Source organism: Bradyrhizobium sp. HKCCYLS3013 (assembly GCF_051167615.1).
GTDB lineage: Bacteria > Pseudomonadota > Alphaproteobacteria > Rhizobiales > Xanthobacteraceae > Bradyrhizobium.
Genome location: NZ_JBNPTK010000023.1, coordinates 1 through 18030, shown reverse-complemented (window position 1 = coordinate 18030; position 18030 = coordinate 1). Strand labels below are relative to the sequence as shown.

Annotated in this window: 16 protein-coding genes and 2 pseudogenes; 14 read left to right on the top strand and 4 right to left on the bottom strand. The window is 64.6% G+C overall.

Annotated elements, in window-relative coordinates:
• The first annotated feature begins 27 nt into the window (after nt 1-27).
• The gene (locus tag ACQR1F_RS29220; protein ID WP_434840377.1) at nt 28-513 is read left to right on the top strand and encodes a GNAT family N-acetyltransferase; all 486 of its coding nucleotides are present in this window, start codon (nt 28-30) and stop codon (nt 511-513) included.
• An 83-nt stretch (nt 514-596) separates the two neighbouring features.
• On the opposite strand, the gene ACQR1F_RS29215 is transcribed toward ACQR1F_RS29220, so the two are convergent.
• Nucleotides 597-1487: a hypothetical protein gene (locus ACQR1F_RS29215; RefSeq protein WP_434886912.1), complete on the bottom strand. Its 891-nt coding sequence runs from the start codon at nt 1485-1487 to the stop codon at nt 597-599.
• Nucleotides 1488-1839: 352 nt separating this feature from the next.
• Nucleotides 1840-2085, bottom strand: a complete 246-nt coding sequence (locus ACQR1F_RS29210) for a DUF3551 domain-containing protein (protein ID WP_315802253.1) — start codon at nt 2083-2085, stop codon at nt 1840-1842.
• 358 nt (nt 2086-2443) lie between these two features.
• Between ACQR1F_RS29210 and ACQR1F_RS29205 the strand changes: the two are divergent.
• The 10 genes and pseudogenes from ACQR1F_RS29205 to ACQR1F_RS29160 all read left to right on the top strand — a co-directional run bounded on the left by ACQR1F_RS29205 (nt 2444) and on the right by ACQR1F_RS29160 (nt 13004).
• Nucleotides 2444-3446: pseudogene (locus ACQR1F_RS29205) on the top strand (YihY/virulence factor BrkB family protein).
• Between the two features lie 207 nt (nt 3447-3653).
• Nucleotides 3654-5180 (top strand): ATPase domain-containing protein, encoded by a 1527-nt coding sequence (locus ACQR1F_RS29200; protein ID WP_434914336.1) that lies wholly within the window; start codon nt 3654-3656, stop codon nt 5178-5180.
• Nucleotides 5170-6870, top strand: a complete 1701-nt coding sequence (locus tag ACQR1F_RS29195; RefSeq protein ID WP_434914335.1) for a response regulator — start codon at nt 5170-5172, stop codon at nt 6868-6870. The genes ACQR1F_RS29200 and ACQR1F_RS29195 overlap by 11 nt, the downstream gene beginning before the upstream one ends.
• A gap of 712 nt (nt 6871-7582) precedes the next feature.
• Nucleotides 7583-8305, top strand: coding sequence for a DUF899 domain-containing protein (locus ACQR1F_RS29190; RefSeq protein WP_434914367.1), 723 nt, complete (start codon nt 7583-7585; stop codon nt 8303-8305).
• Nucleotides 8306-8355: 50 nt separating this feature from the next.
• Nucleotides 8356-8490, top strand: a pseudogene (locus ACQR1F_RS29185) (EF-hand domain-containing protein); the annotation flags it as partial.
• Nucleotides 8491-8672: 182 nt separating this feature from the next.
• Nucleotides 8673-9056, top strand: coding sequence for a DUF302 domain-containing protein (locus tag ACQR1F_RS29180; protein WP_434914333.1), 384 nt, complete (start codon nt 8673-8675; stop codon nt 9054-9056).
• Nucleotides 9057-9632: 576 nt separating this feature from the next.
• Nucleotides 9633-11255 (top strand): methyl-accepting chemotaxis protein, encoded by a 1623-nt coding sequence (locus ACQR1F_RS29175; RefSeq protein WP_434914332.1) that lies wholly within the window; start codon nt 9633-9635, stop codon nt 11253-11255.
• Nucleotides 11256-11389: 134 nt separating this feature from the next.
• A complete protein-coding gene (locus tag ACQR1F_RS29170) occupies nt 11390-11644 on the top strand; it encodes a hypothetical protein (protein ID WP_434914331.1) in 255 nt (84 codons plus the stop codon).
• A gap of 185 nt (nt 11645-11829) precedes the next feature.
• Nucleotides 11830-12300, top strand: coding sequence for a DoxX family protein (locus ACQR1F_RS29165; RefSeq protein WP_315802261.1), 471 nt, complete (start codon nt 11830-11832; stop codon nt 12298-12300).
• A 152-nt stretch (nt 12301-12452) separates the two neighbouring features.
• Nucleotides 12453-13004: an ATP-binding protein gene (locus ACQR1F_RS29160; protein WP_316178296.1), complete on the top strand. Its 552-nt coding sequence runs from the start codon at nt 12453-12455 to the stop codon at nt 13002-13004.
• 83 nt (nt 13005-13087) lie between these two features.
• Here the strand turns inward: ACQR1F_RS29160 and ACQR1F_RS29155 are convergent, their stop codons facing one another.
• A complete protein-coding gene (locus ACQR1F_RS29155; RefSeq protein WP_434914330.1) occupies nt 13088-13858 on the bottom strand; it encodes a serine O-acetyltransferase in 771 nt (256 codons plus the stop codon).
• A 133-nt stretch (nt 13859-13991) separates the two neighbouring features.
• On the bottom strand, nt 13992-14618 hold the full coding sequence (locus tag ACQR1F_RS29150; RefSeq protein ID WP_316217246.1) for a LysE family translocator: 627 nt from the start codon (nt 14616-14618) through the stop codon (nt 13992-13994).
• A gap of 255 nt (nt 14619-14873) precedes the next feature.
• Here ACQR1F_RS29150 and ACQR1F_RS29145 point away from each other — a divergent pair, with 255 nt between their 5' ends.
• The 3 genes from ACQR1F_RS29145 to ACQR1F_RS29135 all read left to right on the top strand — a co-directional run bounded on the left by ACQR1F_RS29145 (nt 14874) and on the right by ACQR1F_RS29135 (nt 17501).
• Nucleotides 14874-15311, top strand: coding sequence for a PaaI family thioesterase (locus ACQR1F_RS29145; protein ID WP_315802264.1), 438 nt, complete (start codon nt 14874-14876; stop codon nt 15309-15311).
• 129 nt (nt 15312-15440) lie between these two features.
• Nucleotides 15441-17066: a S1C family serine protease gene (locus ACQR1F_RS29140; protein ID WP_434914329.1), complete on the top strand. Its 1626-nt coding sequence runs from the start codon at nt 15441-15443 to the stop codon at nt 17064-17066.
• Nucleotides 17067-17075: 9 nt separating this feature from the next.
• Nucleotides 17076-17501: a c-type cytochrome gene (locus tag ACQR1F_RS29135; RefSeq protein WP_434873953.1), complete on the top strand. Its 426-nt coding sequence runs from the start codon at nt 17076-17078 to the stop codon at nt 17499-17501.
• Nucleotides 17502-18030: the final 529 nt, after the last annotated feature.

Here is an 18030-nt window from a genome sequence, read left to right as displayed (position 1 = left end):
AAAGGGCGAGTGAGAAAGAACCAGACCATGAGGTGGCGCGCAATGGCGCCGGGCGATCTTGCTGATGTCGATGAGATCGCGGCCCGCGTGCACCCGAACTATCCCGAGGACAAGAGTGTTTTCGCGGAGCGCCTGCGTCTCCATCCTGATGGCTGCCGCGTGCTGCGTGGGACGGGCATCGCCGGCTATGTGCTCAGCCATCCCTGGCATCTCGGCCGGCCCCCGGCCTTGAACCTGCTGATCGGCAGCATTCCGCCGGCTGCGTCGACCTACTACATCCACGATCTCGCCTTGCTGCCCGAGGCCCGCGGCAGCGGCTCGGCGACCGTGATCGTCGAGGAGCTGATCCGACACGCGCGTGCGCTCGGCCTGACGTCGCTGTCCTTGATCGCCGTCAACGGCTCGACTCCATTCTGGGAGAGGCAAGGATTTGCGGTCGACAAGACAGCCGCTGCCGATCCGACCGGCAGCTATGGCAGCGACGCGAACCTGATGATCCTGCGGCTCGCCTGAATTGCACGCGCTTCGTTCGCGGCGGCGGTCCAACGCGAAGCGGCCCGGCGATGGGCCGGGCCGCTCGCTGGTCTTGATGTGTTCTATTCCGGCATCGACATCGGCCGCCGCCACATGTCGCGCCGCCGGCTGAAGCGGTTGGCGTGCAGCATCCATCCGGTGACAGGCTTGCCGTCGCGGTGACGGCCACCGCTCTCCGCAGCCGCCCAGGCGGCGACGGCGCCGAGCAGCAGCGCGGTGGCAACCGAGAACGCCAGGATGACAGTGCCGGCGCGGGTATGCGAGATCGCGCTCTTGGCTTCTGCGATCACGCTGTCCACCCGCCGCTCCGCATCGGGCGCAGCAAGACCCGTCGTGCCGGTGACGAGCTGCACGAGATAGCTGCGATCGTCCGGGCTGACGCCATTGTGGCTCGACGCCGTGAGCAGGATGCGGCCGGCCTCGCTGCGCGCGGGGGCGAGATCCGGGCTGGGTACCCGCCGGGGCGCGCGGAACAGATGGTCGAGCTCATAGCTCAGGATCGACGGTTCATTGGCCGTCGCCGGCGTAGTCAGCGGATGGGTCCGTGTCGCCGCGGACGCGCCGAGTACGGCCAGGGTGGCGCCGAGCACGACCGCCAGCGCCCAGGCTGTGACGCCGTGCAGGCCGTCCCGCTTCTCGGTCTCCTCGCTTTCGGCGAGCCCGTGCGGTGCGCGCAAGCGGCCCGCCATGTAGCCGCCGCAGCCGAAGCTGATCAGCGCCTGCAGCACCAGATAGAGTCCGGACAGGAGCCAGAGCGCCACCGAGGCGTCGCGCCATGTCGGCGCGGTGGAGCTGACACCGAGACCGACCGACATGGCAAAGCTGATCAGGATCGAAGAGACCGCCGCCGCGGTCAAAGCTCCCGCAACGACCGGCGTCCATTGCAGGGTCCAGCTATCGGCCGTCGCGCTTGAAAGGGGTGATGTGACGACCGGCGTAGTTTCCATGGTCATGACGTCGTCTCAGCGGAGGCCGAAGAACGACAAAACGGCCATGATGACCACGATCAAGCCCACGAGATAAATCAGTCCGTCCATGATGATCCTCCTCCGATTGGACATTGGTCGCCGTATAAGCGACGGCGAGCCTCAATGTTCCGTGCGCCGAGCGGCGGAGGAGGAGAGCACGCGCGACTGCCGGCGTCGGAGTAAGGCTTGCCGCAACAGCTAACGGATCATCGTGCCGTTGCGCGACGCAATAGAGCAGGGCCGGGGAGCACGGGGGCCTGACATCCCGCCGCTAGCCATCTCTCAATCGATGGCGCTGATCGTGCACCGCGCAAGAGGCTGACGCAACGGTCCACGCTCAATAGCGTCGGTCGTAGCCGCGCTGCCGGGCATAGGCGTAGGCGGGGTTGATGCCGCAGCCGGCATCGGTGCCGGAGGCGGAAGCCAGGCACTGGCGATAGGTGGAGAATTGGCAGTTGCCCGGATAGCCCCAGATCCTGCCTTGCAGGCAGTAGCGGTCCTGGGCGGCGGATGCGGGCGAGATCGCGGCAAAGCTCGCGAGGACGGCGGTGGCGGACAGCGAGGCAAATAACAGGCGGCGCATGCGTTTATCCTTGAGTTGAAAAGTACCGTTGCAACGCGAGGGTGCGCAGGCCCGTTCCTCGCGCGCAACATAACTGTTTTGTGTCGGCGCCGCAGCGGCGCGTTCACAGGCCGGCGAAATTGTCTGGATGTTGGCGCCCGAGTTGGCCTCTTGAAGGTCTGAGGCAGCCCCACCGTTGCGGAGCCTGGCAACGCGCGTCATGACGTGATGCCGGAACATTCGTCCACCGCACCGGTTGCTTTTTGGCCGCTGGTGATGGACCGATCCCATGTTTCGCCGATCCAAGACGTCAGACGCCGCCCATCGCGACTCTTCGAGCGTTTTCGCGGGCCGCCCGCGCACACCTGGCACCGGCGGGATGCTGGCTCTGCTCGGGTTCGCGTTCCTGATCCACTATTTCGATCAGCGGCCCGAACAGGCGGAGCGCTCGCGAGGCGCGAGCCGGGCCGGCGCTGGACACGGCCGGCTGGCGCGTTCGCCCGCGGAGATTCCCGCGCGCGGCTGGAAGGACGTCCTGCTCCGGGTCTATGAGAATGTCACCGAGCACAGGATCATTGCGCTCGCCGCAGGCATGACCTTCTACACGCTGCTGGCGATCTTTCCGGCGCTGGCCGCGCTGGTGGCAATCTACGGCCTGTTCTCCGATCCGGCCAAAATCACCGGACATCTGGAACAGTTGCAGGGCGTGATGCCCGGCGGCGCCATCGACATTGCGCGCGACCAGTTGACGCGTGTTTCCGCCAACGGCCGTCAGGCGCTCGGCATCACCTTCCTCGTCAGCCTCGCGATCTCGCTGTGGAGCGCCAATGCGGCGATGAAGTCGCTCTTCGACACGCTCAACATCGTTTATCGCGAACCCGAGAGGCGTGGCTTCATCAAGCTGAACGCGATTTCGCTGCTGTTCACCGGCGGCGCGATCCTGTTCGCGCTGCTCGCCATCGGTGCCGTCGTCGTGCTCCCGGTGCTGCTGAACTATCTCGGCATGTCCGGGGCCGGCGATCTGGTGCTGCGGATCGGCCGCTGGCCCGCGATCTTCATCTGCGTCGCGCTCGGACTGGCCCTGATCTACCGCTACGGGCCGGACCGCGAGGAGCCCAAATGGCGCTGGATCAGTTGGGGCAGCGCGCTGGCGGCGGCGCTGTGGCTCGCGGGCTCGGCGCTGTTTTCCTGGTATGCGGCCAATTTCGGCAGCTTCAACGCGACCTACGGCTCGCTCGGCGCCGCCATCGGCTTCATGACCTGGATCTGGATCTCCGCCATCGTGATCCTGATCGGTGCCGAGCTCGATGCCGAATTGGAGCATCAGACCCTGCGCGACACGCGGCGCCACTATGGCTGACACGGTGGGCCGGGCGAGCTGATCGGCCGTCGGCTGAGAAGACGGGTGCGATCGGCGTCAGCCGTGCATGGCGCCCGCGCCACAATCCCGTAGAACCGCCCGCTGCCTGGGATGGAACTATGGAACTGGGGAACCCGAGGCGGATCGACTGTGTTCCTATCCGGTCGTCGCGAAGCCCCGCGTGATCGGTTTCGCTGCCGCGTCGTCTTGATTGGTATGGAGCTTTTGCATGACGGAGCAGCCTGTTCGCGGAAGCGACGAGGGCGGGCCCACGGATCTGCCGCGTATTTCGACCGGAAGCGAAGGCCTCGACGACATTCTCGGCGGCGGCTTCGATCCCAATCGCCTGTATCTGTATGAAGGCCGGCCGGGCACCGGGAAAACCACCATCGCGCTGCAGTTCCTGCTCAAGGGCGTGAGCTGCGGCGAGCGCGTGCTCTACATCACCCTGTCGGAGACCCGGCGCGAGCTCGAGCTGGTGGCGCGGCGGCACGGCTGGTCGCTGGCCGGCGTCGATATCTTCGAGCTGGTGCCGCCGGAAACCACGCTCGACCCCGAGCGTGAGCTCACCGTGTTTCATCCGGCCGAGGTCGAGCTGAGCGAGACCACCGGCCTGATGTTCAACGAGGTCGAGCGGATTGATCCGAGCCGCGTCGTGATCGACAGCCTGTCGGAGCTTCGCCTGCTGGCCCAGAGCCCGCTGCGCTACCGCCGCCAGGTGCTGGCGCTGAAGCACTTCTTCGCCAAGCGCAACTGTACCGTCGTCCTGCTCGACGATCTGTCGTCGGCCCAGGACGACCTGCAGCTGCACTCGGTCGCACATGGCGTGGTGATGCTGGAGCAGCTTGCGATCGACTACGGCGCGGAGCGCCGCCGGCTGCGCGTGATCAAGATGCGCGGCATCGCATTCCGCGGCGGCTACCATGACTTCACCATTGCGTCCGGCGGGCTCAAGATCTTTCCGCGCCTCGTCGCCGCGGAGCATCACCGGACGTTTGCGGGCGATGTCACGCCGAGCGGCAATGCCGAACTCGACCAGCTCCTCGGCGGCGGCCTGGAGCGCGGCACCAACGCGCTCCTCATCGGTGCCGCCGGCGTCGGCAAATCGTCGGTTGCGCTGATCTATGCGATCGCGGCGGCCCAGCGCGGCGAGCATGCGGTATTCTTTGCCTTTGACGAGGGCCGCGGCACCGTCGAGGCCCGCGCGCGGATGCTCGGCCTGCCGCTCGATGAACACATCGACTCCGGGCGCATCCGCTTTCAGCAGGTCGACCCGGCCGAGTTGTCGCCGGGCGAGTTCGGCGCCATCGTCCGGCAGAGCGTCGAGCAGGACAATGCCCGCGTCATCATCATCGACAGCCTCAACGGCTATCTCAACGCGATGCCGGACGAGCGGTTTCTGATCCTGCAGATGCACGAGCTCTTGACCTATCTGGCCCAGCAGGGCGTGCTGACGATCCTGGTGCTGGCCCAGCATGGGCTGGTCGGGCCGATGGATACGCCGCTGGACATCAGCTATCTCAGCGATGCCGTGCTGATGCTGCGCTATTTCGAGGTCGGCGGCACGGTTCGGCGCGCTCTGTCGGTGGTCAAGAAGCGCAGCGGTTTCCACGAGCACAGCATCCGCGAGTTTCGCCTGAGCGGCTCCGGCATCAGCCTCGGCCCGCCGCTCATGGGTTTCAGCGGCATCTTCTCCGGCAATCCGCGCTTCACCGGGACGGATTTCCCCGACATGGAACTGCGGGATGAGCATTGAGCAAGATCACCGTGTCCTCGTCTTCGCGCCGATCGGGCGGGACGGGCCGGCATCGGCGGAGCTGCTCCGCAGCGCAAGGATCGAGACGACGGTCTGCTCGGACCTGGCGCATCTGCTCCATGAGATGAGCGCAGGCGTCGGCGCGGTCTTCGTCGCCGAGGAAGGGCTGTTTGCCCAGGACACCGCTCCCCTCACGCAATGGGTCGAACGCCAGCCGGCCTGGTCCGACCTGCCCTTCATCGTGCTCACCAGTCACCGCGAACAGCGTGCAGTCGTGACCTGGCGGCGCCATCTGGTCGGCGCGCTGCGCAATGTCTCGCTGCTCGAACGGCCGATTCAGCCGATCACGCTCACAAGCGCTGTTCAATCGGCGCTGCGGGCGCGGCGCCGCCAATACCAGATCCGCGCACTGATCCAGGCGCGCGAGCAGGCGGCGCAGCAGCTCGAGCAGCTCGTCGTCGAGCGGACCCGGGCGCTCGCGGAATCGAACGAGCATCTTCGCATCGAGATGGCCGAGCGCGCACGGGTCGAGGAGACGCTGCGCCAGGCGCAGAAGATCGAGGCCATCGGCCGCCTGACCGGCGGCGTGGCGCACGACTTCAACAATCTGCTGATGGTGATCTCCGGCGGCCTCGACATGCTCGACCGCCAGGGCGATCCGGCGCGGCGCCGCCGCCTGATGGACGGCATGATCCAGGCGGCGCAGCGCGGCGCCAGCCTGACCCGGCAGTTGCTGGCGTTCTCGCGCCGGCAGGAGCTGCGGCCCGAGCCGGTCGACATCGCCCGCCAGATCGGCGGCATGCGCGAGCTGCTCGACCGCAGCCTGCGTGGCGACGTGCACGTCGAGTTCGATTTTCCCGACGCGCTCTGGCCCGTCGAGGTCGATCCGGGCGAGCTCGAGCTCGTGGTGCTCAACCTCGCCGTCAACGCCCGCGATGCGATGCCGGCCGGCGGCACGATCCTGGTCCGGGCCGAGAACCTGCGAAATCTGCAGGACGACGAATTGGCCGGCGACTATGTCCGCCTCTCGGTGATCGACACCGGCACCGGCATGACGGACGACGTTCGGATGCGGGTGTTCGAGCCGTTCTTCACCACCAAGGATGTCGGCAAGGGCTCGGGCCTCGGCCTCGCCCAGGTCTACGGCTTCGTCACCCAGTCGCGCGGTACCGTCCGCATCGACTCGGAGGTGGGCAAGGGCACGACGATTGCGCTGTACCTTCCGCGATCTGCGCAGGCGGCGTCCAGGCAGCAGCACCATCTCCTCGATCTGCAGCGGCCGCGGGCGCGCCGGCATGATGAGGGCCGCGTTCTCCTGGTCGAGGACGACGACGAGGTCGCGGCCCTGGTCGGGGAGATGTTGCGCCAGCTCGGCTATGAGGTGACCCGCGCCTCCAGCGCCGCGGCCGCGCTCGGCGCGCTCGCCGACGGACGCACGGTCGACCTCGTGTTCTCCGACGTCATGATGCCGGGGGGCATGAATGGTGTCGAGCTGGCACGCGAGATTCAGAAGCGGCGCGGCGACATGCCGATCCTGCTGACCAGCGGCTATTCGGGCGCTGCCGTTCACGCCGCCAAGGAGGCCGGCGTCCGCATCCTGTCGAAACCGTATCGCATCGATGAGCTGGCCGCCGCGCTCGACGCGGTAAAGATGGGCCACGTTTGGACGCAGGCCCGCATTTCCTCATAGGGAGCTGCTGATAGCGAGCTGCGGCCTTGGACCTTTCACAGCCGTCAACCGCGCTCGATCAGCACCGAAACTGTGACATGCCCGATCTGGCCGTCATCGGAGCTGACCTCGAGGCAGACGTTCGTCGAGGAGGGATGGAGTCGCTCGCGCGCGATTGCACAGTGGGAGCACGATCATCCCTCTGCCGCCGGCTCGAAGCGGGGAAGCCCGCGATCATCGAAAACGGCTGAATGCGGGTTTGTTCCTCGCGGATCAGATTTTTTTTGCCGGCAGCCAGTCGCGACCGAACCGGTTGCTCACCGCCGGTCGTCCATCCAATTGACAGATCCGCAGGCGGTACAGTTGAACAGACGCGCCGCTTCGCCGGTTCGCGGGTTCAGGATGCTCTGAACCGCGCGCGCCGGTTGGCCGCAGCTGCGGCAGCGCGCCGGCTCGGTCCGGCCGCTGCGGGAGTCACTGCTCTGATCCGACACGTCTGTCATGGCCGCCCCGAAACGGACGGGAGCAGACGGTGGATCAGGTCGAGCGCGCACGCCGGTCTGAGACGGGAGCGGGGGCGCCCGAAGCTGGCCTTGTCCAGTCGATCCGCGGTTCGCTGCACCCGGCCGCGCTGCGATGACCTGCCGACAAAATAGATGGCGTCGGTGTCGGGCCGCCGAGCCTTGCATCGTCCTCTGCGAAGGATACGGAGGACTCCAGACATGACCCCAGAATAGTCACCGCGGACGAATGGACCGAAGCTCATCGCGCCCACCTCACCCAGGAGAAGGCCTTCATCAGGCAGCGCGATGCGCTGGCTGCCGCCCGCCGGGCGCTGCCGTGGGTCCGGGTCGAGAAGGACTATGTCTTCCAGGCGGCGGATGGACCCGTGAGCCTGGCTGACCTGTTTCAGGGACGGAGCCAGCTGATCGTCTATCATTTCATGATGGCGCCGGGCGATCCGCACCGCTGTCCCGGCTGCTCGTTTCTGTGCGACCACATCGACGGCGCCAACCAGCACCTTCGCCATCACGACGTCAGCCTGGTCGTCGTCTCGCGTGCGCCGCTCGCCGAGATCGCGCCGTTCAAGGCGCGCATGGGCTGGACGTTCGACTGGGTGTCATCCGAGGGCGGTGATTTCAACTTCGACTTTCAGGTCTCGTTCTCGGACGAGCAGATCGTGACGGGCAAGGCCGTCTACAATTTCGCCCCCTTGACGCGCAGGTCGCCCGAGCTCCCGGGGCTGACCGTGTTCACCAAGGACGATGCCGGCAACATCTTCTGCACCTTCCAGGTCCGCTCCCGCGGTGGCGATCCGCTGATCGGCGCCTATCACTATCTCGATCTCACGCCCAAGGGTCGCAACGAGACCGGCCGCGGCAATCTCTCCGATTGGGTGCGCCTGCACGATGAATATGAGGAAACCGGCGCGCGAGACTGTCATTGCGGCCGGTAGATCGAAACGGGCGGGGCGGATCGGCGCAGCGTGATCCGCCGCGCCGTCACACCGACGGCGACGGCACGATCTCGCTGCAGGAATTCCAGGCGACGCATGAGCGCATCTTCAAGGCCATGGACAGCAACAAGGACGGCAAGTTGACCCCGGAAGAGATGCAGGCGTTCATGCACGGGCCGCAATGACCGGCGTCAAAACAGCGTGATGGCCTGGCCTGCGCCGCCGCGAGTCCGGCACGTGCGGCCATTTCACTGATCTCGATCAAGTGCACGCCGCACGGACGCGCAACAGTGCCGCCGCAAGATCCCATGGCCGCGCGCGACGAACCGTGTTGACGCGGCGGCAGACCAGCCGGAAAGAGGCGAGCATGAGCTACTATTTTGCCAAAGCGGTGAATCTATCGTTCGACGCAGCGATCGAGCGGGTGACCGCGGAGCTGAAGGCGCGCGGCTTTGGCGTTCTGACCCGCATCGATGTGCAGGCGACGCTGCACGAGAAGATCGGCGCCGACTTTCGGCCCTACACCATTCTGGGCGCCTGCAATCCGAAGCTGGCGCATGAGGCATTGCAGGCGGAGAGCCGGATCGGCACCATGCTTCCCTGCAACGTCATCGTCCAGGAGATCGGCGGGAAGGTCGAGGTCGCTGCCGTGAATCCCGTCGCCTCGATGCAGGCAATCGAGAACGCGGCGCTTGCGACGCTCGCCACAAAGGTCTCTGACGCCTTGAAGGCGGTGGTCGAGGCGGTCTAGCTCCGCTGTCCAACGGGACCGCCGCTGATCGAGGCCCGCCAGCCCAGGTGCATGACGACACCAGCGCGGATGGAGCGCGGTGATCGCCCGCGCGCATCGGGCGTTCTTGCACTGGCGGTTGCCCCGGTGCCGAAGTGCTGCGAACTGGTGCGGCTGCTCGGAGAGGCGCTGCGCGCCAACCAGGCGACGCTCGGCCGCCTGGTCCCCCAACCGCTGTCTGACGCAGCAGGGCTGCGGCAGACATGCGATCGACCGCCTTGACGCCGCGCGATCTTCGCGCCGCGCGGCCGATTGCCGACGCTTCGGGGCCGCAGCGCAGCTTCCGTGCGCCGTAATTGTATGTCGGGCGTCATGTCACAGCGGTAGAAATACGGAAAAGCCGGAGTTTCTCAACGCGCTTTAACGAGACTGGAACAAGTTGCATCAATTTTGCGCAGACATGTCGCCGGGTGCGCGGGACGATCGTCATCGCCGCCGGCTATCTGCAAACGAACTATTCACCTGGAGGTTACCTTGTTGTTTCGATCGAACAGCCGCTCGGACGCGGAAGCACAGCTTGCAGCAATCAGTCGCGCGATGGCCGTGATCGAATTCCAGCTCGATGGCACCATCATCACCGCGAACAAGAATTTCCTGAACGCACTCGGCTATCAGCTCGACGAAATCCAGGGCAGGCATCACAGCATGTTCGTGGAGCCGTCCGAACGCGACAGCGCCGCCTACCGCGAGTTCTGGGCGGCGCTGGGCCGCGGCGAGCTCAAGGCCGCCGAGTTCAAACGCATCGGCAAAGGCGGTCGCGAAATCTGGATCGAGGCGTCCTATAATCCCGTCCTCGACCGCGCCGGCAAGCCGGTGAAGGTCGTCAAGTTCGCGACCGACATCACCGAGAAGAAGCTGCGCAGCATGGCCGATGGCTCCAAGCTTGCGGCCATCGACCGCGCGCAGGCCATGATCGAATTCAAGCTCGACGGCACCATCGTCAGTGCCAACAAGAATTTCCTGGACGCGCTGGGCTATCGGCTCGACGAGATCCAGGGCAAGCATCACAGCATGTTCGTTGAACCCGCGCTGCGCGACAGCCCAGCCTATCGCGAGTTCTGGGCTGCGCTCAATCGCGGCGAATACCAGGCCGGCGAGTACAAGCGCATCGGCAAGGGCGGCAAGGAGGTGTGGATCCTCGCCACCTACAATCCGGTGCTCGACGCGGCGGGCAGGCCGATCGGGGTGGTGAAGTTCGCGACCGACGTCACCGCGCAGAAGCTGAAGAACGCCGACCTCGCCGGGCAGATCGAGGCCATCGGCAAGTCCCAGGCGGTGATCGAGTTCAACATGGACGGCACGGTCATCACCGCGAACGACAACTTCCTGCGCGCGCTCGGCTACACCCTGGCCGAGATCCAGGGCAAGCATCACAGCATGTTCGTCGAACCGTCCGAGCGGGAGAGCGGCGCCTACCGCGATTTCTGGGCGAGCCTGAACCGCGGCCAGTATCAGTCGGCCGAGTACAAGCGCATCGGCAAGGGCGGCCGGGAGGTCTATATCCAGGCCTCCTACAATCCGATCCTCGACCTCAACGGCAAGCCGTTCAAGGTGGTCAAATACGCCACCGACGTCACCCGGCAGGTCTTCGTTCGCATGGGCAACGAGCGCGTGCGCGCCATGATGGAATCGGTGGCGGCGGGCGCGGAGGAGCTCAACGCGTCCGTGCGCGAGATTTCCGAAGCCATGGCAAAATCGCGCGAGACCGCCATGGGCGCGGTGGACCGTGTCACCTCAGCCGACGCGCAGGCGCAGCGGCTGTCCGATGCCGCCCAGTCGATGAGCGGCATCGTCGAGATGATCCACAACATCACCGGCCAGATCAATCTGCTGGCGCTGAACGCCACCATCGAGTCCGCCAGGGCCGGCGAAGCGGGCAGGGGCTTTGCCGTCGTTGCATCCGAGGTCAAGAACCTGGCCACCCAGGCGAAGACCGCCACCGACAAGATCGCGACCGAGATCGACAGCCTCAACAATATTTCCGGAGGCGTCGTCACGTCCCTGAGTTCGATCAAGCAGGCGATCCAGAACGTCAGCGAGTATGTGACGTCGACGGCCGCAGCCGTCGAGGAGCAGAGCACGGTGACGAGCGAGATGTCGTCGAGCATGGCGCGTGCCGCCGCCGAGGCTCAGGCCCTGTCTGAGCGCGCGGCGGCTTGAGGCCGGATCGGAAAGCGTCGAGCGCGCGGTGGCTTGTCGATCCAGGCCGCCGCGCGGTTGCAGGCAATGCCGCCGCCCCGCGCGTCGTGCGCCTGTCGTCTTCGCCGAATTCCACTCTCTCAACGGGGCGATCCGTGGCTGATATCCTCGCATTTCCCGCCCGGGCCCCGTTGCCTGTGATCGGCGCGAAAGCAGAACGGCTGCGCGACGCGGTGGTCACCCGCGAGATCGGACGGCTGTGGCGCGAATTGGAGGCCTGGCGAAGCGCGGTCGACAATCTGGAGCGGTGCATCAGGTCGGATCCGGCCCTCGCATCGCTCGCTCCCGAGTGCGACAAAATCCGCGAACTGATCTCCGTCACGGCCGGCAAGCTTGATACACTGCTGTAGAACCGGCCGCCCCAGGAGTCGTGAGTCCAGCCGCGCGCCATCGTCGCGCGTGGGCCGCCGATCCCCGAGCGAACACGTTGGACGCAACGCTGTTCTGCGTTTTTCCAGGCGCGTTTTTGATTTGCCGCAACGGCGGCAGCCCGTCTTTCCCGGACTATGACGGCAAGCGGAAAGGAGTTGACGCCATGTGGCTCACCAAGGACGATTTTCGTATCAAGGCGGAAAATTTTGATCTCTCGAACGGCCTGAACATTCTTCGCATCATCTGCGGCTTGTTTCTGTTTCCTCACGTTGCCGGAAAATTCGCAGGCGGCGCGGTGTCGGCGGCGACCGCCGGCTTCTTCGCCAAGGCCGGCTTTCATCCCCCCGAGGTGTGGGTCGTGATCGCGGCCGCCTCCGAGTCGGCCGCCGGCATTGCCCTGGTCCTCGGCATCTGCACGCGCTTTGCCGCGCTCGGCGCCACCGCGCTGCTGCTGTTTGCGGTCTACGCGCTGCAGGTCGTGAAGGGCTTCGGCTGGACTTGGAACACCGGCGGCTATGAGTATCCCGTGTTCTGGGCGATCACCTCGCTCGTCGTCGCCATCGAGGCGTGGAAGACGCATCTCGCGCAGGCGAAGCCGAGCGCCCGGGCCCTGCCGGCGAGCGCTGCGGCCTGACCTCCGGACTCGCGACAGACACATCCGATTGCTGAACGGAAGCCGCCTGCGGGCGGCTTTCGCGCATCCGGTACCGCGCAGGCCGGCATGCAGCCGTCATCCCGTCGTGCTACGCTCTCAAGTCTCGCGCTCCTGTCGCTACGTCGCTCGCCATGAATTCCCGCCGCATTCACATCACCGGCGCTTCCGCCTCCGGCACCACGACGCTCGGCCGCGCCGTGGCCTCTGCGCTCGCCATCCCGCATCACGATACGGACGACTACTTCTGGCAACCGACCGAGCCGCCTTACGTCGAGATGCGTGCGGCGGCGGAGCGGTTGCGCCTGATGGACGAGATGTTCGTGCCGCTCGCGCGGTGGGTCCTGAGCGGATCGCTGCAGGGCTGGGGCGATCCGCTGATCGCGCATTTCGACCTCGTGGTGTTCGTCTCCACCGCGCAGGATCTCCGGCTGCAGCGGCTGCGCGCGCGCGAGGCGCTGCGCTATGGTGCCGAGGCGGTGGCTCCGGGCGGCCCGCGCCACCAGGACGCCGAGGCGTTCATCGCCTGGGCAGCCGGCTATGACGTGGGCGGGGTCAGCCGCACACGCGAGAAACACGAGGCCTGGCTGGCGACGCTGCCCTGTCCGGTGCTGCGCCTCGATGGCGCGCGTCCCGTGCCGGAGTTGACGGCGCGCGTCGTCGCAGCGGTTCAGCCCGCTGCCTAGTCCCCACGTCGAGGTGGCAATCCGGCGCGCCGCGCGGGGCATCCGACGAAGTGGCAGGGGGGGGCCGGTTGTCGCGTCCGCCCTCACGCGCCGACGGCCATCGGCTGCTCCGGGCAGTTCGTCAGCCGGGCCGGCGTGCCCACGGCCGTGCAGCCAGCCGGCACATCGGACGTAACGAGTGCGCCGGCGCCGATCTTGGCAAAATCACCGATCGCGACGTCGCCCAGCACGGTCGCGCCCGAGGAGAGCAGCACGCCGCGGCCGATCCGCGGGGCGCGGCCGGGCAGCGCGTCGTGTCGTCCGATCGTGACGTTCTGCAGGATGGTGACGTCGTCGCCGATGCTGCTGTGGGCGCCAATGACGATGCCGGTGGCATGATCGAGAAACATCCCGGTGCCGAGCCGCGCCGAGGGATGGATGCTCACCTGCAGCGACGTTGACGTGTCCGCCTGCAGCAGTAGCGCCAGGTCGGGCTGCCCGTTGCTCCAGAGCCAGTGCGCGACGCGATGCGCCTGCAGTGCGACGTAGCCTTTGTAGTTCAGCAGGGGCAGCAGCAGCGCCGTCGTCGCTGGATCCTGCGTCGCGATCGCACCGAGGTCGTGACCCGCCGCCTCGACGAGCTCAGGCGCGGCGGCATACGCCTCGCGCGCGACCGCGGCAAACCGGGCGCGCGCGGTATCGCCGCTGCCGATGCGGACGCCAATCTGCTGCGCGACGGCACTGCCGAGATCAGAATGGTCGAGGATTGCAGCCGACAGGATGCGGCTGAACACGGGATCGGCCGCAGCGATGCGCCGGGCCTCGTGCTGGAGCGACGGCCAGAGCTCGGGACTGGATGGGGGCGTGTCGGCCATGGCAGAGCCTGCTCGATGACAGGTGACGGCGGCAATATAGCCTGACCTGCGCGCTGCTGAAACCTGGACGATGCCTCGCGGGCGTTGTCAGCCGATGTGGCCGGCGACATTCCGCCGAAAGCTCGCGGCCCGTTCAGTTCTGCGCCGTCCGCGCCGCCGCGGCGGCGACGCCCGCACCGATCAGAAGGGTGCCGCCCGCCTTGTTGAAGATGCTGATCACCTTCTCGCTCCGTACGAGCGCGCGGGCGCGCGAGGCGATCAGCGCATAGCCGACGGCGTTGGCGAAGGCGAGCACGACGAAGGTCGATTCGAACACGACCATCTGCGTGAGGAAGCTGCCGTTCGGACTGAGAAACTGCGGCAGAAACGCGACGAAGAAGGTGATGCTCTTCGGGTTCAGCGCCGTGACGATCCAGGCGTGACCGAGCATCTTCAGCGCCGAGGTCCTGTCGGTCCGCGGCACGGCGTTCAGCGCGCCGCCGGCCTGCCACAGCTTGATCCCGAGCCAGACGAGATAGGCCGCGCCGATCCATTTCAGCACGGTGAACAGCAGTGCCGAGGTCGCCAGCAGCGCACCGACGCCCAGCATCGACAAGGTCATGGCGGTGAAGTCGCCCAGCGCGACGCCGACGGCCGTCGGCAGCGCGGTTCGCCATCCCTGGCCCAGCGCATAGGAGACCACCAGCAGAACCGTCGGCCCCGGGATCACCAGGAGGATGATGGACGTTCCGGCAAATGCGAACCAGGTCTCGATCGTCATGCTGATTGTCTCTCGCGAGGACACATGCGACGTTGGTATATCGAGGCGGAAAGGGCCGCAATGATCTTTGTTGCGAGACCCGCTTCAACGGTTCTCCTCGACGATCACGAACGCAAGACGTGTCATGCACGACCTTCGGTCGCTGCGGCGCTCCAATAATTCGTTCGCTTTATAAGAAATTTTACTCTACTGCGTCCATCCTGCTTCGCCACAAGGGCGTATCGCGATCGTCACGACACGTGAGGCGGGGAGGCGATGGTCCTACTCACGCCCAGGCCGGAGATATCGCAGCAGCGCGGGTTCGTTCACGCCGGAACCGTCAGCGCCATCGCGGACACGGCTGCAGGCTATGCGGCGCTCAGCATGATGCCCGCGGACCGCGCAGTTCCAACCACCGAGTTCAAGATCGATCTGGTGGCTCCAGCCGTGGGCCAGCGCATCGTCGCCGAGGGCAGGGTTGTCAAATCAGGCCGGACGCTGACGCTCGCCCAGAGCGAGGTTTTCGCCGAGAGCGGCGGCGAACGGCGGCTCGTTGCTCTCCTGACGGCAACCCTCATGGCTATTGAGGGGCGAGACGAGAACTGTGCTCGCAAGATCAGTAGCGCGCGATGGTGCCGGCAATCTCCTGGCCTGAGGAGTATGACGAGATCAAGCGCCAAACCGTCGTGCATGGAGTGTTGGGATGACAACTGAGACCGCGGAGTCCCGCAATCATATGGAACGCCTTTGCGTTCTAACCATTGAGCTGGATCAAAGATAGGGTAGCAATACTAGTGCACGCTAAAATTGAATAGTGACCTGAGTTGTCAGGGAGGCTCCTGCATGGACTTTTCCCTCAAGTCATTTAGCAAACACTGCCGGCTCGCAATAGCGACCCCGGCCTTCGTCGCGCTGCAGTTCCTCCAGCAGCCTGCGGCTCGGGCAGATTCGGGCGAGTATGCTCGCGTTGGCGGGTGGTCAATCAGATACGACGAGACCGAAGAGATAAACGCCTGCTACGCGAGAATCGCCTTTGCAGACAGTACAACCTTATTAGTAACGTTGGCTGTGAGTGATAAAGAATCCGCTTGGTCCCTGGCGTTTGCGAATCCTAAATGGGACGGGGCGCTGGGAAAGCGAAACAAGATCCATCTTTTCATAACGACTACGAGTGAATGGGAGGGAAATTTCGAGGTTTCCGAGAGAGTCATAATGGTTAAGCAACTCAGTGAGGAATTTGTCCAGAGTGTTGCTGATGCGCGGTCAATCTCAATAAAGAACGAAAGTAAGCAGTCAATCGCAATCGTAAGTATGCAGGACTCTGCCAACGCGATCAATGCGATTCGGCGGTGCGTGCATGATCATCCACGAAAGAGCGCCCCGACCAGTGGGTGGTCGCTAGGATACGATCAACAAGCAGGTATCTGTATTGCAAAGGCGACGTTCACGGATGGAACGGCCGTTGGCCTGGGATTCGTTCAAGCTGCTCGAGAGGATGAAAGAGGATTTGGGCTGTTAGTGATCAATCCAAAGTGGAGGGATCTGACCGCGAACAAGACCCAGATTCGTCTTCAACTTGTCACGACGAGGGAGTTCGACGCGACTTTTGACGTCTCAGATGGTGTCCTGAGCGTCGGTCCGCTCAAGGACGAGTTCATGGCAAGTGTGATTACGGCGGGCTTTCTGGGGATTCGGACTGATGCCGGGCAAAGTCTTGCTCTGCTCAACATGCAAGACGCCATCAGTATAGTGAGGTCGATCAAGCAGTGCGTAGAAGATCATCGGTCGCGAGCCAAGCCAAGCGAAGTTTCCGTGATAACGGGAACGGGATTTTTTGTCGCCCGCGGGGTGATCGTTACGGCCAATCACGTTGTGAGCGGCTGCACGAGCCCGATCAAGGTTCGCTATGCCGACAGAGCAGAGTATGCGGCTACGGTGTATGGTCAGGATGATGCGAATGATCTGGCTTTGCTGAGGACCGATATGGGCAATGCCGCTGTTGCTTCGTTCAGCCTCCAGGCGCGTCTTGGAGACAGGGTTGCTGCATTCGGATTTCCGCTTGCAGGCTTGCTCCCGAGCGTTGGCAATTTCACGACTGGGGACGTTACGGCGTTGACCGGCCTAGGGAACGATACGAGGTTCTTGCAGACCTCCGCTCCCGTGCAAAGTGGCAATAGCGGTGGACCGTTGCTCGACATGTCGGGGCGTGTTGTCGGAATCGTGGATAGCAAATTGAATGCATTGGCCATGATGAAGGCTGGCAGGGACATTCCAGAACTAATAAACTTCGCGATTGTATCGCAGATTGTCGTCAATTTCCTCAGTCGTCGGGGAGTCTCTCCGGAGATCTCGGCAGCGACGAAAAGTGCTCAGGAGTTGTCATCGGCAGACGTCGCAGAGATTGGTCAGAAGATCAGCGTTCAAGTGTTTTGTTTAGGTAGAACGGATATTTCAGGTTCGGAAAAATAGGGGTGCACCATGCGATCTACAGGACAGTGTTTCGCTGTGGCAGTTGCAACGGTTGCGATGGTTGCCGCTTGTTGGGCTCAAGATGCGGGCAAGTCCGATTTTGCCATGTCATGTGCTCCTTGCCATGGAGCCGATGGTAAGGGGGGCGGACCGGTGAGCACGCAGCTGAAATCGGTTCCGTCCGATCTTACGGCGATTGCCAAGAAGAATAATGGAGTGTTTCCGGTTAGTAGTACCTACGAAGTGATCGATGGCAGGCAGGCAATCCTGGCGCATGGTACGCGAGATATGCCCATTTGGGGGTATCGGTATCGGCCAAGTCAAGCGACGCAGTTGAGCTCTGGAGCCGATGCATCGTCATTTGATCCGGACAGTATTGCGAGAGCGCGAATTCTTGCCATAATAGACTATCTTAATCGGATTCAGGAAAAGTAGAAGTTGCCGACTGGGCAACTATGCCGCTCACTTTGTCGATTGGGGTGGGGCGGGCCACGATCTGTGACGGCAGGAAGTGGACTTCAGGAAACGCTGCAGGCTTCCGATTTTACAGATAGTGGCTATGTCCTTCGCGGGATGGGATGTGGCAGCTGTATGGCGTTGCTCGCAGCTGGCGGTATGGAGCAAACTCTGACCGCCGAGAAGAAATGGCTTTCGCTTTACCAGAAAATGTGCTCTACTGCGTCCATCCTGCTTCGCCACGAGGGGCGTATCGCGATCGTCACGACACGTGAGGCGGGGAGGCGATGGCCGCTTGCCTGCCGCAGCGTGCTTGCACGCGGACGAACGGCAGCTTGCGGACGTGAAGTCGTGTGGTCCTGGCGCCGCGACGCTGGCGCCAAGCTTTCGGGCGATGATCCCGGGGGCGACGGTGGCTAAAGAGCCGTACACCGGGGAGCAACTGTCTTTTTTGTAGACCGGTGATCGGCCGGCCTCAAGGCTGGCGCGAAGGCGCGCCACCGCCTTC